This is a genomic window from Streptococcus sp. SCPM-O-B-15277 (M60) (genome assembly GCF_058200335.1).
Map to the genome: position 1 here is coordinate 188,396 of NZ_JBYQGR010000003.1, position 15,020 is coordinate 203,415.

18 protein-coding genes are annotated in these 15,020 nt (G+C 41.0%); 4 read left to right on the plus strand and 14 right to left on the minus strand.

What is annotated here, in order from left to right; all coding sequences use genetic code 11:
- Positions 1–4 precede the first annotated feature (4 nt).
- Positions 5–646, plus strand: a complete 642-nt coding sequence (plsY, locus tag AC3E9F_RS06030; RefSeq protein WP_263393449.1) for a glycerol-3-phosphate 1-O-acyltransferase PlsY — start codon at positions 5–7, stop codon at positions 644–646.
- Positions 647–676: 30 nt separating this feature from the next.
- On the opposite strand, the gene AC3E9F_RS06035 is transcribed toward plsY, so the two are convergent.
- The 9 genes from AC3E9F_RS06035 to AC3E9F_RS06075 all read right to left on the minus strand — a co-directional run bounded on the left by AC3E9F_RS06035 (position 677) and on the right by AC3E9F_RS06075 (position 8,771).
- Positions 677–1,633, minus strand: coding sequence for an ABC transporter permease (locus AC3E9F_RS06035; RefSeq protein ID WP_263393448.1), 957 nt, complete (start codon positions 1,631–1,633; stop codon positions 677–679).
- Positions 1,634–1,635: 2 nt separating this feature from the next.
- Positions 1,636–2,694 (minus strand): ABC transporter permease, encoded by a 1,059-nt coding sequence (locus AC3E9F_RS06040; RefSeq protein ID WP_214261756.1) that lies wholly within the window; start codon positions 2,692–2,694, stop codon positions 1,636–1,638.
- Positions 2,687–4,222, minus strand: coding sequence for an ABC transporter ATP-binding protein (locus tag AC3E9F_RS06045; RefSeq protein ID WP_006148713.1), 1,536 nt, complete (start codon positions 4,220–4,222; stop codon positions 2,687–2,689). Before AC3E9F_RS06045 ends, AC3E9F_RS06040 begins: the two co-directional genes overlap by 8 nt.
- A gap of 140 nt (positions 4,223–4,362) precedes the next feature.
- A complete protein-coding gene (locus AC3E9F_RS06050) occupies positions 4,363–5,418 on the minus strand; it encodes a BMP family lipoprotein (RefSeq protein WP_214261754.1) in 1,056 nt (351 codons plus the stop codon).
- Between the two features lie 90 nt (positions 5,419–5,508).
- On the minus strand, positions 5,509–5,898 hold the full coding sequence (locus AC3E9F_RS06055; RefSeq protein WP_263393446.1) for a cytidine deaminase: 390 nt from the start codon (positions 5,896–5,898) through the stop codon (positions 5,509–5,511).
- Positions 5,885–6,547 carry a deoxyribose-phosphate aldolase gene (gene deoC, locus AC3E9F_RS06060; RefSeq protein ID WP_263393445.1) on the minus strand — a complete coding sequence of 221 codons (663 nt, stop codon included), beginning with the start codon at positions 6,545–6,547 and terminating at the stop codon, positions 5,885–5,887. The genes AC3E9F_RS06055 and deoC overlap by 14 nt, the downstream gene beginning before the upstream one ends.
- A gap of 17 nt (positions 6,548–6,564) precedes the next feature.
- A complete protein-coding gene (locus AC3E9F_RS06065; protein ID WP_263393444.1) occupies positions 6,565–7,848 on the minus strand; it encodes a pyrimidine-nucleoside phosphorylase in 1,284 nt (427 codons plus the stop codon).
- The gene (locus AC3E9F_RS06070; protein WP_263393443.1) at positions 7,845–8,435 is read right to left on the minus strand and encodes a class I SAM-dependent methyltransferase; all 591 of its coding nucleotides are present in this window, start codon (positions 8,433–8,435) and stop codon (positions 7,845–7,847) included. The genes AC3E9F_RS06065 and AC3E9F_RS06070 overlap by 4 nt, the downstream gene beginning before the upstream one ends.
- 57 nt (positions 8,436–8,492) lie before the next feature.
- On the minus strand, positions 8,493–8,771 hold the full coding sequence (locus AC3E9F_RS06075; protein WP_263393442.1) for a 1,4-dihydroxy-2-naphthoate prenyltransferase: 279 nt from the start codon (positions 8,769–8,771) through the stop codon (positions 8,493–8,495).
- 123 nt (positions 8,772–8,894) lie between these two features.
- On the opposite strand from AC3E9F_RS06075, the gene coaA reads away from it, so the two are divergent.
- From coaA to AC3E9F_RS06090, 3 genes are all read left to right on the plus strand, one after another.
- Entirely contained in the window at positions 8,895–9,815 is a 921-nt protein-coding gene (gene coaA / locus AC3E9F_RS06080; protein ID WP_006148720.1) for a type I pantothenate kinase, read from the plus strand.
- 52 nt (positions 9,816–9,867) lie between these two features.
- Positions 9,868–10,116 (plus strand): 30S ribosomal protein S20, encoded by a 249-nt coding sequence (gene rpsT / locus AC3E9F_RS06085; RefSeq protein WP_029689628.1) that lies wholly within the window; start codon positions 9,868–9,870, stop codon positions 10,114–10,116.
- Between the two features lie 64 nt (positions 10,117–10,180).
- Positions 10,181–10,699 carry a DNA topology modulation protein gene (locus AC3E9F_RS06090; RefSeq protein ID WP_263393440.1) on the plus strand — a complete coding sequence of 173 codons (519 nt, stop codon included), beginning with the start codon at positions 10,181–10,183 and terminating at the stop codon, positions 10,697–10,699.
- An 85-nt stretch (positions 10,700–10,784) separates the two neighbouring features.
- On the opposite strand, the gene deoD is transcribed toward AC3E9F_RS06090, so the two are convergent.
- The 5 genes from deoD to AC3E9F_RS06115 all read right to left on the minus strand — a co-directional run bounded on the left by deoD (position 10,785) and on the right by AC3E9F_RS06115 (position 15,020).
- The gene (deoD, locus tag AC3E9F_RS06095; protein ID WP_000022080.1) at positions 10,785–11,495 is read right to left on the minus strand and encodes a purine-nucleoside phosphorylase; all 711 of its coding nucleotides are present in this window, start codon (positions 11,493–11,495) and stop codon (positions 10,785–10,787) included.
- Positions 11,496–11,706: 211 nt separating this feature from the next.
- Positions 11,707–12,417 carry a glutamine amidotransferase-related protein gene (locus AC3E9F_RS06100; RefSeq protein ID WP_263393439.1) on the minus strand — a complete coding sequence of 237 codons (711 nt, stop codon included), beginning with the start codon at positions 12,415–12,417 and terminating at the stop codon, positions 11,707–11,709.
- On the minus strand, positions 12,414–13,649 hold the full coding sequence (locus tag AC3E9F_RS06105) for a chloride channel protein (RefSeq protein WP_263394526.1): 1,236 nt from the start codon (positions 13,647–13,649) through the stop codon (positions 12,414–12,416). The genes AC3E9F_RS06100 and AC3E9F_RS06105 overlap by 4 nt, the downstream gene beginning before the upstream one ends.
- Before the next feature lie 4 nt (positions 13,650–13,653).
- A complete protein-coding gene (locus AC3E9F_RS06110) occupies positions 13,654–14,463 on the minus strand; it encodes a purine-nucleoside phosphorylase (RefSeq protein ID WP_214261744.1) in 810 nt (269 codons plus the stop codon).
- Complete coding sequence (locus tag AC3E9F_RS06115; RefSeq protein WP_263393438.1) at positions 14,463–15,020, minus strand: DUF1697 domain-containing protein; 558 nt, start codon at positions 15,018–15,020, stop codon at positions 14,463–14,465. The genes AC3E9F_RS06110 and AC3E9F_RS06115 overlap by 1 nt, the downstream gene beginning before the upstream one ends.

Below are 15,020 nucleotides of genomic sequence, written 5' to 3' on the forward strand. Positions count from 1 at the left end.
AAACATGATGACAATAGTATTATTAATTTTAGCTTATTTATTAGGATCAATTCCTTCAGGCTTGTGGATTGGACAAATATTCTTTAACATCAATCTAAGAGAACATGGATCTGGTAATACTGGAACGACCAATACCTTCCGAATCCTAGGCAAGAAAGCTGGAATGGCAACCTTTGTAATTGATTTCTTTAAGGGTACTTTAGCCACTCTGCTCCCATTCATCTTCCATGTGCAGGGAGTTTCACCTATCGTCTTTGGACTCTTAGCAGTCATTGGACATACCTTCCCTATCTTTGCCAAATTCAAGGGTGGCAAGGCTGTTGCAACCAGTGCTGGAGTTATTTTTGGATTTGCTCCTCTCTTTTGCCTTTACCTTGCAGTCATTTTCTTTGGAATCCTTTATCTGGGAAGTATGATCTCTCTCTCTAGTATCTCTGCTGCTATTGCTGCAATTATTGGAGTCCTTCTATTTCCTCTTTTTGGATTTATCTTGAGTAGTTATGACTTACTCTTCACTTTGATTATTATCGCTCTTGCCAGTCTAGTGATTGTTCGACACAAGGACAATATCAAACGGATCCAAAATAAAACAGAAAATCTCATTCCTTGGGGACTTAACCTAACGCACCAAGAACCAAAAAAATAAAACGTCAGTTTCAACTGACGTTTTTTTATGTTATTTAGACTTGATATAGTTGATACCATCTGCCTTCGGCGCAACAGCTTTACCAAAGAAGGCTGCTAGGACGACAATGGTCAAGAGATATGGTGCAATTTGCAAGTAAACGGCTGGAACTCCTTGCAAGAAAGGAAGTTGAGAACCGATAACTGCTAAACTTTGTGATAGTCCAAAGAAGAGACTTGAAAGCATAGCACCAACAGGATTCCATTTACCGAAGATCATAGCAGCAAGTGCGATAAATCCAGGTCCGACGATAGTTGTAACTGAGAAGTTAACAGAAATTGATTGAGCGTAAATAGCTCCACCGATTCCTCCAAGGAAACCTGAAATCACAACTCCAAGATATCTCATCTTGTAGACATTGATACCCAAAGTATCTGCTGCTTGTGGGTGTTCACCAACTGAACGAAGGCGAAGTCCAAAGCGAGTCTTAAAGAGGATAAACCAAGCTAGGAATGAGAAAGCAATTGCTAGGTAACCTAGTAGACTAGTTGACTTGAAGAAGATATCTCCGATAACAGGGATATTAGCTAAAACCGGGAAGTCAAAACGACCAAAAGTTTGCGTTAAGTTATCCGTTTGTCCCTTATTATAAAGCACCTTCACCAAGAAAACTGCCAAGGCTGGCGCCATCAAGTTAAGTACGGTACCACTGACAACATGGTCAGCACGGAAATGAATTGTAGCTACTGCGTGAATGAGCGAGAAGAGCGCTCCGACTAATCCACCAACTAGAAGCGCAAACCAAGGAGTTAATGCTCCCAAATCTTGAGCAAATTCAAGGTTAAAAACAACTCCAGAAAAGGCACCCATGACCATGATTCCTTCAAGACCAACGTTAACAACTCCTCCACGTTCAGAGAAAACTCCTCCGATACTTGTGAAAATAAGTGGTGCTGAGTAAATCAACATGGACGAAACCATAAGGGTTAACATTGTTGTAATCGACATCCTTATTTACCTCCTTTAAGTTGTTTTCTTGGTTTGACAAAGCGTTCGATGATGTAGTGAACGCTGACAAAGAAGATAATTGAGGCTGTAACGATACTTACAAGCTCAGATGGTACTTGTGCAGCATTCATACCCGGTGCTCCAACTTGTAGGACACTGAATAAGAAGGCCGCAAATAGAATTCCAACTGGGGAGTTTGACGCAAGTAGACTTACTGCCATACCGTTAAATCCGACCGCCAATGATGAACCTTGAACGTAGACGTTTTGGAAGGTACCAAGTCCTTCTACTGCTCCACCAAGTCCTGCGAGGGCACCCGAAATAATCATTGATAGAATAATGGTACGTTTAGCTGAAATACCTGCATATTCAGAAGCATTTGGATTTAGACCAACTGCACGGATCTCAAAACCGAGAGTTGTCTTTTTAAGCATGAACCAGATAACCGCAACGGCTATGATAGCAAAGAAAATCCCAATGTTCATACGAGAATTTCCTGTTAGCTCAGCAAGCCAAGGTGTTTGATAAGTTGCATTTGCACTAACACGAATAGACGAATCCGTACTTTGCATAATTTCTTTAGGGAAGCTGTGGATAAAGGCATTTCCCACATAAAGAACAATGTAGTTCATCATAATGGTTACGATAACCTCAGATGTCCCAAGGTAGGCTCTTAAGATACCAGGAATTGCTCCAACGATTCCTCCCGCAACTAAGGCAATAACAATTGTCGCAAGAATCATCAAAGGACGTGGCAAATCTGGGAAAGAAAGAGCGAACCAACCACTCATAACCCAACCTGCGAGGGCTTGTCCTGGAAGACCAACGTTAAAGAAACCAGCACGGCTTGCTACTGCAAATCCTAGAGCAATCAAGACCAAAGGTCCCATGGCACGGAAGATTTCACCGATTCCACGAACACTACCAAAAGCTGTGTAGAATAGTTCTTCATATCCCCAGATAGCATCGTAACCAAAAATCCACATGACGATGGCTCCGAGTAGAATTCCTAAAATAACAGAAATCAAAGGAACCGAAATTTGTTGTAATTTTTTAGACATCACTCTTCTCCTTTTCCAATTCACCACCAGCCATCAAGACACCAAGCTCTTGCTTGTTGGTTGTTTCTGGTGTTACAATCCCTTGAATCTTACCATCGTGGATAACAGCAATTCTATCAGAGACATTTAGAATCTCATCTAGTTCAAAGCTGACTACAAGGACAGCTTTCCCATTATCACGTTCTTGAATCAAGCGTTTGTGAATGTACTCAATAGCACCGACATCCAGACCACGAGTAGGTTGGCTGACGATTAGGAGATCAGGATTTCGATCGACTTCTCGAGCGATAATTGCTTTTTGTTGATTTCCTCCAGAAAGAGCTGATGCTGGAACAATCTCACTAGCAGCACGCACATCGAATTCTTGCATTAACTGTTTAGCGTACCCGATGATATTGGTGTAATTTAAGATTCCCTTCTTGCTAAGAGGTTCCTTATAGTAGGTTTGAAGAGCGATATTTTCAGAAATCATCATTTCTAAAACTAAACCATCACGGTGGCGGTCTTCTGGAACGTGTCCTACACTCATTTCTGTAATTTGACGAGGGTGTAAACCTACGATAGACTGGCCTTTCAACTCCACGCTACCAGACTCAATCTTACGAAGACCAGTGATAGCTTGGATTAATTCAGATTGACCATTTCCATCAATCCCGGCAATTCCGACAATCTCACCAGCTCGAACATCGAGTGAGAGATTTTTAACAGCAGGGACACCACGGTTTTCGTTTACTACTAGGTCTTTAATAGACAGAATAACTTCTTTAGGTTGAGCTTCCTGTTTCTCAGTTTTAAAGGAAACAGAACGTCCTACCATCATCTCAGCTAAGTCAGCATTAGTTGCACCAGCAATCTCTACTGTTTCAATAGATTTACCACGACGGATAACTGTAACACGGTCAGATACAGCACGAATCTCATCCAACTTATGGGTAATCAAGATAATTGATTTACCTTCTTTAACCAAGTTCTTCATAATAGCCATCAATTCATCAATTTCTGATGGCGTCAAAACAGCAGTAGGTTCGTCAAAGATAAGAATATCTGCTCCACGATAAAGTGTCTTCAAGATTTCAACACGTTGTTGAGCCCCAACAGAGATGTCAGCAACTTTGGCAGAAGGATTCACAGCAAGGCCATAACGTTCAGACAACTCATTGATTTCTCGAGTTGCACGAGCAATATCTAGCACACCATTTTTGGTCAATTCACTCCCCAAAATGATATTTTCAGCAACGGTGAAAGCTTCTACCAACATAAAGTGTTGGTGGACCATCCCAATCCCTAAGCTAGCTGCTTTTGATGGCGAATCTAGTTTTACAACTTGACCGTTGACCACAATTTCACCACTAGTTGGTTCTAAAAGCCCCGCTAGCATGTTCATAAGAGTGGACTTACCAGCTCCATTTTCTCCTAAAAGTGCATGAATTTCACCTTTACGAAGTTCAAGGTTAATCTTGTCGTTAGCGACAAATTCACCAAAAACTTTGGTAATTTCACGCATTTCAATGACATTTTCGTGTGCCATGTGCTCTTCCTTTCAGAGTTTTATTTTGTTTCAATAAAACCTGCTAAAGAAACTTAGCAAGCTCTATTGAGACAAAACGATTTGCCTCAATTCTTAAAGAAGCGGCCCAAGACCGCTTCCTAAGAAATGACTTCCATCAATTATTTTTCAGGAACTTTGATGCTACCATCAAGGATTTTAGCTTTTGCATCTTCAACAGCTTTTTTACCTTCTTCAGAAAGGTTTGTCATTGCCAAATCAACACCTTTATCCTTCAATGAGTAAACGATAACTTGACCACCAGGGAATTCACCTTTTTCAGCTTTGTTAGCAAGGTCTTTTACAGCTGTACCAACTTGTTTCAAAGTAGAAGCAAGTACGAAGTTAGCTTCTTTACCATCTTTAGAAGTGTATTTACCTTCATCAACTTGGTCACGGTCTACACCGATAACCCAAACTTTTTCGTCTTCATTTTTGCTTTCGTTCAAAGATTTAGCTTCAGAGAAGACACCTGCTCCAGTACCACCAGCTGCTTGGTAGATAACGTCTGCACCTGCAGCGTATTGAGCTGCAGCAATTGTTTTACCTTTAGCAGCATCACCAAATGAACCAGCGTAGTCTACTTGAACTTTGATAGATGGGTCAACTGACTCAACACCAGCTTTGAAACCAGCTGCGAAGCGAGAAATAACTTCAGATTCCATACCACCTACAAAACCAACTTGTTTTGTTTTAGTAGTTTTAGCTGCAGCGACACCTGCAAGGTATGCTGCTTCGTTATCAGCAAAAGTAGCACTTACAACATTTTTTTGATCTTTGATCACATCGTCAATCAAAACATAGTTTATATCTGTATGTTCTTTGGCAGCATCAGCAACTGCATTTTTAAGTGCAAAACCAATACCATAGATCAAGTTGTAGTTTCCAGCTGCTTGTTGCAAGTTGTTTGCGTAGTCAGCTTCACTTGTTGATTGGAAGTAAGTATAACCTTTATCTTTTTCAAGGTTGTGTTCTTTACCCCAAGCTTGAAGACCTTCCCAAGCTGATTGGTTGAATGATTTGTCATCAACACCACCAGTATCTGTAACGATAGCTGCTTTAGTCTTCACATCAGAAGAAGATGAAGCTGCGTTACGAGAAGAGCGATTACCACATGCAGCAAGTCCAAATGCTGCTACTGCAACTAGACCAAGGCCTAGCCATTGTTTCTTGTTCATTACTGAACCTCCTAAATAAGATGAGCAACTAAGTTGCAAGTATGGATAGATAGGTCACAAGGACCCTTGTCACTCAGGGAGTGACACAGACTAATGCAAGTCTGTAAAAGAATATGGAAGTAATTCCCCGACCGTCATCTCGACCGTCGTTTTATCTTTGGCGACTAGAGTCACCTTTAGATCTGGTTTAAAAAATTCGGCCATGACTTGGCGACAAGCACCACAAGGCGAAATCGGTTTTTCTGTTTGACCATAGACTATCAATTCTGAGAAGTCTCGTTGTCCTTCAGAAACCGCCTTAAAGATAGCTGTTCTTTCGCCACAGTTGGTCAAAGAGAAGCTAGCGTTTTCGACATTGACTCCAGTATAAACACTTCCATCCTTGGCAACCAATACGGCACCAATTGGGAAATGTGAGTAGGGCACATAGGCTTTTTTACTAGTTTCAATTGCTAAATCAATCAACTCAGTAGTCACCATCAGCTAATTCTCCTTTAAGGATTGCTACACCAGACGATGTTCCGATACGAGTAGCTCCTGCCTCAACAAAAGCAACAGCATCTGCATAAGAACGAGCTCCACCAGCAGCTTTGACACCCATATCCGGTCCAACTGTCTGGCGCATTAATTGAACATCTGGAAGTGTTGCACCACCTGTTGAGAAACCTGTAGAGGTCTTGACAAAGTCTGCTCCTGCTTTCTGGGCTAGTTGACAAGCGAGAATTTTTTCCTCATCTGTCAACAAACAAGCCTCAATAATCACCTTAACGAGTTTGTCTCCGCTTGCTTCAACAACTGCTCGAATATCTGACTCAACTAATCCAGCGTTTCCTGACTTTAGTGCACCAACGTTAATAACCATATCGATTTCGTCAGCACCATTTTGGATAGCTTCTTTGGTTTCATAAGCCTTAACAGCTGAAGTTGTAGCTCCAAGAGGGAAACCTACAACGGTACAAACTTTAACATCTGTATCCTTTAGACCTGCTTTTGCATGAGAAACCCAGCATGGATTGACACAAACACTTGCAAAATCGTACTCTCTTGCTTCAGATAGCAAACGATTGATTTGTTGTTCGGTTGCATCTTGCTTTAAAAGCGTATGATCAATGTATTTATTTAATTTCATTTCGGTTTTTCCTTAAATCAGGAGATAATTTCAATGATTTCACGTGTTTTTATCGCTTCATCACTTATTTTAATTTTAACATATTTTTGGAAATCTGTAACTAGTTCCGGAGAAATTTTGCCATTTGCATATACTTTTGCGACAATTTCACCTTTTTTGACTGATTCTCCAACTTTCTTCTCAAAAACAATTCCTGTTTCATAATCAAGAGCATCTGTTTTGACTGCACGACCAGCACCTAATCTCATGGCAAAAAGACCAAACTCCATGGCTGGAAGTTCTGCGATAATACCATCCTCTTGAGCAGGAATATCAAATACATGGTCAACTTTTACTGGACGATAGAGGTCTTCTAGGTTTCCACCCTGAGCTAGAACCATCTCTTCAAATTTCTTGAGTGCCTGACCATTTTCAAGATGTTGCCTTACTTCCTCGACTGTTTTTTCAACATTTGCCAGAGAAAGCATAATCTGAGCTAACTCACAGATAAAGTGACTAATATCCTCGCGTCCTTTACCCTGAAGAATTTCTAGTGCTTCTAGAATTTCCAAGCGGTTCCCAATGGCACGTCCCAAAGGTTGACTCATATCCGTAATGACTGCTACAGTCTTACGACCAACAGCTTTTCCGAGATTCACCATGGTTTGAGCCAGTTCACGCGCCTCGTCGACTGTTTTCATAAAGGCACCTTCACCGACAGTAACATCCAGCAAAATAGCATCCGCGCCAGCTGCAATCTTTTTACTCATGACAGAACTAGCAATCAAGGGGATGGTATCAACTGTTGCTGTAACATCTCGTAGTGCATAAAGCAGTTTATCCGCTTTGACTAATTGATCAGATTGGCCAATGACTGAAACGCCAATATCTTGAACTTGTTTGATGAAGTCTTCCTGACTGCGTTCGACTTGAAATCCTTTGATAGATTCTAATTTATCGATAGTGCCTCCAGTATGACCCAAACCTCGACCACTCATCTTGGCAACTGGAACATCAAAACTGGCAACCAAGGGAGCTAAAATCAAAGTGACCTTATCTCCTACTCCACCAGTTGAGTGTTTATCGACCTTGATACCTTCAATGGCAGATAAATCAAATTCCTGACCTGTTTTAACCATATACATAGTCAAATCAGAAATCTCCTGTGTAGTCATACCTTTAAAATAAACAGCCATAGCAAAGGCAGACATCTGGTAGTCAGGAACCGTCCCTGCCACATAGCCTTCAATCAACCATTGGATTTCACTTGAGCTGAGTTCTTGGCCGTCTCTTTTTTTCTGGATTAGGTCTACTGCTCTCATTCTTTCACACTTCTAAGGATATAATATCCCTTATCTTTCTTTACAACCTCGCAATTACCAAAAACTTCTTCCATCTTGTTTTTGGCGCTGGGAGCTCCCTGTTTCTTTTGGATGACAATGGTCAAATCTCCACCATCCGTAAGATAATCAATACTTTTCTCGATGATTTCATGAACGACTTGCTTGCCAGCACGAATAGGTGGATTCGAAATGACATGATTAAATTGTCCCTCTACCTGCTCATAAATATTGGACTGGAAGATTGTCGCTTGAACATTGTTTTTTACTGCATTTTGCTGGGCTAAATCCAGGGCACGATTATTGATATCCACCATGGTCGCTTGGGCACCATAAGCTTTAACCAAAGACAAGCCTATTGGACCGTAGCCACAACCAACATCAAGGATTTTTTCATCTTTTTCAACATCGACACATCTTAACAATAATTGACTTCCGAAATCAATCATTTTTTTGCTAAAGACACCTGCATCTGTCAAAAAGGTCATCTTTTGTCCAAGTAGCTCCACTCTTAATTCATGAACATCATGGGCAGCATCTGGATTTTCTGCATAATACATTTTACTCATAGTTTCATTTTACCATAAAATTTAGATATTTTAAATCGTTTACACGGTCTATACCAACTAAGGACCTAAGAAGAGATAACCTAGGAACATACTAATAAAAAATGAAAATAGACAAGCTAGACCAATCAATATCAGCCACCATTTTCTTGTTAAAATGGCGAGAATCAAATAAATAAAACCAACAATTGGTAGCAAGAATAACAAGACAAAGGCAGACCAACTATAGGTTTGACTTCCTAAACTCACAGTAAACTCAATTAAAGTCGGAGATAACCACAGAATCACAACCAGTAAGCTAGTCAGTTTTAGGATTTTATCACTCACTACTAGTCTCATAACATCACCTCTTTTGATCTTTATTCTACCTCTATTCTAACAAAGAAAGCGCTTTTTCTCAAATGATTCAGATGTCTTTCTTTGTAAATTATGGTATACTGAGGTATCAAACGAGGAAAATTTATGACCAACGAATTTATACATTATGAAAAAATCAGTCGAGGAACTTGGCAATCTTTACATCGTAAGACAACACCTCCTTTAACCGAGGAGGAATTGGATTCGATCAAGAGTTTTAATGACCAGATTAGTCTCCAAGATGTAACAGATATTTACCTGCCGCTAGCTCATCTGATTCAAATCTACAAACGCTCCAAAGAAGACCTAGCCTTTTCAAAAGGGATTTTTCTCCAAAGAGAGAGTAAAAATCAGCCTTTTATTATCGGAATTTCAGGTAGTGTCGCTGTTGGCAAATCAACTACTAGCCGACTCTTACAAATTTTGCTTTCCCGTATTTTTCCAGAAGCAAGTGTTGAATTAGTGACAACTGATGGCTTTCTGTATCCTAACAGTATCTTAAACGAGCGAAATATCCTAAATCGAAAAGGTTTCCCTGAGAGTTATGATATGGAAAGCTTGCTCGATTTCCTTGATCAACTTAAAAACGGTCAGGATGTAGATATCCCCGTTTATTCTCACGAAATTTACGATATCGTACCTGATAAAACACAAAGAGTCCAAGCAGCGGATTTTGTCATCGTAGAAGGTATCAACGTCTTTCAAACACCACATAACAGCCGTCTTTATATTACAGACTTCTTCGATTTTTCAATCTATGTAGATGCTGCAGTCGAGGATATCGAGAGCTGGTATTTGGACCGTTTCTTGAAACTTCTTAGCTTTGCACAAGATGATCCAAACAACTATTACTATCGTTTCACCCAGCAACCAATTAGTGAAGTAAAAGATTTTGCCCATCAAGTTTGGACAAGTATTAATTTGACCAATCTACAAAACTACATCGAACCGACCAGAAATCGAGCTGAAGTCATTCTTCATAAATCTAAAAATCATGAAATTGATGAAATTTATTTAAAAAAGTGATTTCCCCTTGTCAAAATAACAGTTTTCAGATATAATGGTATAGTTAGTAAATATGGAGGTAAGAACATTGGCAAACATTAAATCAGCTATCAAACGCGCTGAATTGAACGTTAAACAAAACGAAAAGAACTCAGCTCAAAAATCAGCTATGCGTACTGCTATCAAAGCTTTTGAAGCAAACCCATCTGAAGAACTTTACCGTGCTGCTAGCTCAGCCATCGATAAAGCAGAAACTAAAGGTTTGATCCACAAAAACAAAGCTAGCCGTGATAAAGCACGTCTTGCTGCTAAACTTGGTTAATTAATAACTGAAAACAAAATGAGCTCTTCGGAGCTTTTTTTGTACCAAATTTTTGGAGGTTATCATGAAAATTACGATTATAGGATATTCTGGAGCAGGTAAGTCAACTCTAGCAGAAAAATTGTCTCGCTACTACTCCATTCCCAAACTTCATATGGACACTCTTCAATTTCAGCCAGGCTGGGTAGACAGTGACCGCGATTGGATGTTAAAAGAGATGAGAGATTTTCTCACCGAACATTCCGATTGGGTGATTGATGGTAATTATTCTTGGTGTTATTACGAGGAAAGAATGAAAGAAGCAGATCAAATCATCTTTCTAAATTTCTCACGTTGGAATTGTCTGCTTCGAGCCTTTAAGCGTTATCTTAAATACAGAGGAAAAGTCAGAGAAAGTATTGCTGCAGGGTGTCCTGAACGTTTTGACTGGGAGTTTATCCGTTGGATTCTCTGGGATGGACGAACAAAAAATGCTAAGGAAAGATACCAACACTTAAGCAATACTTACCCAGAAAAGTTGCGTATTCTTCATTCTCAAGCAGAGATTGATTGTTTCTTGCAATCTCTTAAAAATAGAGAATAGAGTAACGTTTCATTAAGGTCAGCATGGGCTGAATGACTAAAAAAGGAAGATTTTCATCCAGAAAGTCTTCCTTTTGTGTTTCTTTTTATTCTGCAATTAAAGTCTCTAGACCAACCTTCATCATATCAGTGAAGGTATTCTGGCGTTCTTCAGCGGTTGTATCCTCATCTGGATTAACCAAACTGTCTGAAATCGTCATGATAGCCAGCGCATCAACATGGTGTTGAGCCGCAAGATAGTAAAGAGCTGCTGCTTCCATTTCGACAGCTTTCACGCCCCATTTACCAAGTTCGATATTCTTTTCAAAGTAGTTTGAATAAAAGACATCCGATGACAATACATTTCCTACGTGCGTAGTCATGCCAAGCTCTTTGGCGATATGATAAGCCTTATCTAGCAAGTCAAAGCTAGCGATTTGCGGGAAATCGTATTGAGGCCAGTCGTTGCGGATGATGTTTGAGTTGGTGGCAGCAGCTTGTGCCAATACCAATTCACGGACATGTACGTCCTCATTTAAAGAACCAGCAGTTCCGACACGAATCAATTTCTTCACACCGTAATCTACAATCAACTCACGCGCATAGATGGAGATAGATGGCATCCCCATTCCAGTACCCATGACAGATACACGATGACCTTTGTAAGTTCCTGTGTAACCAAACATGTTACGGACTTCGTTAAAGCAAACAGCATCTTCAAGGAAATTCTCAGCGATAAATTTCGCACGAAGAGGATCCCCAGGAAGAAGAATTTTATCAGCAATTTCACCCTGCTTAGCAGCAATATGGATAGACATGTTTAAGATATAAAGGGCGACAGAGAACAAAGGAAAAATAGGAAACTGACGAAGCATCACAGATGCTAGACAGTTTATCTTTTTTCCACAGTTCTCCGCCCATATTCAGTTCAGCGAATACAGTTAACCCTTCCTTTCTGTGTATATTTTTTATTTAGAAAAGCTTTCCGCTCGTGTTCAAATTAGAACACATGCTCTTCCTCTCTTATTTTTAATTTGTTAATGAATCCAAAAATGCGTATAATTTTGCATTCATTTCTTGATAATCGTAAGCACGGATGGCTTCAGGTTTTTCGACAAATGGCAATTTTTGACTTTGGGCTTCCAAAGCGGCTTCACCATCTGCAGCAATTAAGAGATTGACTGCTTCTGGATCAAATTCCAAGTGAGCTTGGAAGGCATAGTGTTTAGGACTGAAGCGTATAATCTGCCGTGGACAACCTTGACTGGTCGCAAGGACAACAGCATCCTCTGTCAATCCCGGCATATCTCCATGCCAGTGTCCTGAATCAAAGCTCTCACCAAATAAGGCGACATTCGGATCTGCTAATCCTTCAAGGGTTAGGTCCACCGGATAAACACCAATCTCTCGTTCTGGACTATGTTCATACTCTGCGCCATAAGCTACAGACAGGAGCTGCGCACCAAGACAGACACCAACGATGTAGCGATCCGCCTTCATAGCTTTTTGAATTAGTTCAATCTCAGCTTGCGGATCATAGTAAGGGAAGGTTGCGCGATCCTCATCTGGCGATTGTGGTCCTCCCATGACAATCAAAAAATCGATTTCATCCACTGTCTCAGGTAGAGCTTCCCGCTCGTAGACCTTGGTCATTTTCACCTGATGACCACGCTCCTGCGCCCACTTTAGATAGGCACCAGGTACTTCAAAAGTTTCGTGCAAAACAAAATGCACTCTCATCGTTTATTCTCCCATCTATTTTGAATCACATAAGACACACCAGTAGATAGTGCCAGCGGTAGAATCAAGGCCCAGCTCTGTCCTGTAAAACCAAGACTTAGGGCAATGGCAGTCATGGGAGCTTGTAATGTTGTCCCTAAAAAGACTGTCGCTCCAAGCAACATTCCTAGAGCAGGATCTAGTAGAACGCCAACTGCAGAAAGAATCATGGTCACCAAATAACCAGATCCAATTCCTAAGGCAAATGATGGCGTCAAGGTTCCCCCATAGGCACCATTACTCAAGAGGATATAGACCAGGAGCCCTTTCACGACCAAGATCAAGGCTAGATTAGAAAATGGTTGACCTGATAGAACGGCTTGAGCTAGAACCTGTCCATTCCCCATAAAAATCGGGTAAAAGATCACAATACCAGCTAGCACCATAAATGCTAAAGGCAGAGCCCATAGAATGGTCCAATCCTTCCGCCGTTTGCGACTAGCCTGTTTGGCTAGAAAACGAAAGGCAAGTGCCAATGGAGTAACCAATAGAGCCACTAAGACAGCCTGCAAGAAACCACTTGCTGACCAATGAACTTGCGACAGGTGGTAAATAGCACCATGACCAACGATTGGTTGGGCCACCCAAGCCGCTAGATAAGTACTGGACAAGACCAGTAAGACATTTTTCCAGCGATAGGACAACCCTAAGGTCTCAAAGACAAACAAGCTACTAGCAAAGGGAATCTGATAGACCGCAGCTAACCCCGCTCCAGCTCCACAAGCAATCAAAACTCTTTGCTCTTTGATCGTCAAGGACAAAACTTTTCCCAAACGACCAGCTATAAGTGCCCCAACCTCACGTGGAGCTCCTTCTTTTCCGACCGAAGCGCCAGCTCCGACAATCGCAACCTGCATACTTGCATGAAGGATATGGGCTAGGGGTGCTGGTTCTCTATCTCCAACCTGATCAATTTGCTTACGAATAGACAGGATCTTATAACGTTTCTGCAAAACATACCAGAATCCTGCTGCCAAAAGCCCTGTCACAGATAAGACAAGAAATCTACGAAGACCTCCGGCTTCCCGAAATTGCTGGAGCAGATCAGATCGTTCTTGGCCGAAAGCCAACTTTTGTACGCCATCTAGTAGAAAATGACAGGCGATTCCGACCAGACCTGTTCCTATTCCTAAAGCGACGGTCGCTAAAAGCAGACGCCAGCCATAGGGCAGACTTTGGAGTCGTGCTTTCATCATCTTACAATTCAGCAAGAATCGCTTTAAGCAAGCCTTTGAAGTCACCTTTAACACGTTCGGTCACTTCTACAACTTCCTCGTGGTTGAGTTCTTCTTGGAAACCAGCAGCATGGTTAGTAATACATGAAATTCCAAGAACCTTCAAGCCAGAGTGAGCCGCAACGATAACTTCTGGAACAGTTGACATTCCGACAGCATCAGCGCCAAGTGTCTTATAGGCACGAATTTCTGCAGGTGTTTCATAAGTTGGACCAGTAACACCGATATAGACACCTTCATCAAGTTTGATTCCAAGTTTTTGAGCCACTTCATGTGCAGTTACACGGTATTCTGGAGTGTAAGCCTTCGACATATCTGGGAAGCGAGGGCCAAACTCATCCAAGTTTTCACCGATCAATGGGTTTTGACCTGTCATGTTGATGTGATCAGTGATTGCCATCAAGGTACCAGGACCGAAGCCGATACCACCGGCAGCGTTGGTTACAAGAACTCCTTCACATCCCAACACTTTCATGACACGAACTGGAAAAGTCACCACTTCCAATGGGTTTCCTTCATAGAAGTGGAAACGTCCTTGAAGGGCCAAGACTTTACGTCCAGCAAGATCACCATAAACCAATTTACCAGCGTGTCCGACTACTGTTGATTGACCCCAGTTTGGAATGTCAGAGTAGTCTACTACGACTGCATTTTCGATTTCTTCAGCCAATTCTCCAAGACCTGAACCAAGGATCAAACCGAACTCAGGAGCTTCGATTCCTTTGTCCTTCAAAAATGCTGCTGTTTCATTGATTTTATTTAAAAATGTCATTAGGTATCTCCTTTTTTATGTTTTAAAAATTGACCAATTTTGTCAAAGGTATTAGCGTTACGAATGGTAATATTGCCATAGAAAGGCATCTTAAGCAAGTGCTTGTGATAGGCTGTTTTAGAGTAGCTAGCTTCTGACAATTTACCCCAGAAGATCCCTAATTTTCCAAAATGAAGCTCTTCATCGACCAGTTCCAAACTGTTCACTTTCTCGATAACTTGATCCACATCCAAGCCCTCAGTGTATAAGAGCACATCCTTTCGAGCCATCTCATGGTCCCACCAATCAGGAAGATTTCTAAGCTCTTCTTCATAGTCTTCGTTAGAAAATAAGGAAAAACTTTGGATAAATGGATAGTGCCTTTCAAAGAATCCCTTTAAATCCTCAACTAACTGAATTCTAGGAATATTGGTGTCAAAGAAGATATTGCCACTATTGATGTAGGTTTCAACATTTTCTAATCTCAGTTCCGTCAATTCTTGACGCAGTTGAGTCATGACTACCTTATTCTTTCCACCGACATTAATGCCTCTAACAAGTAAAGCGTAGCGAATCAT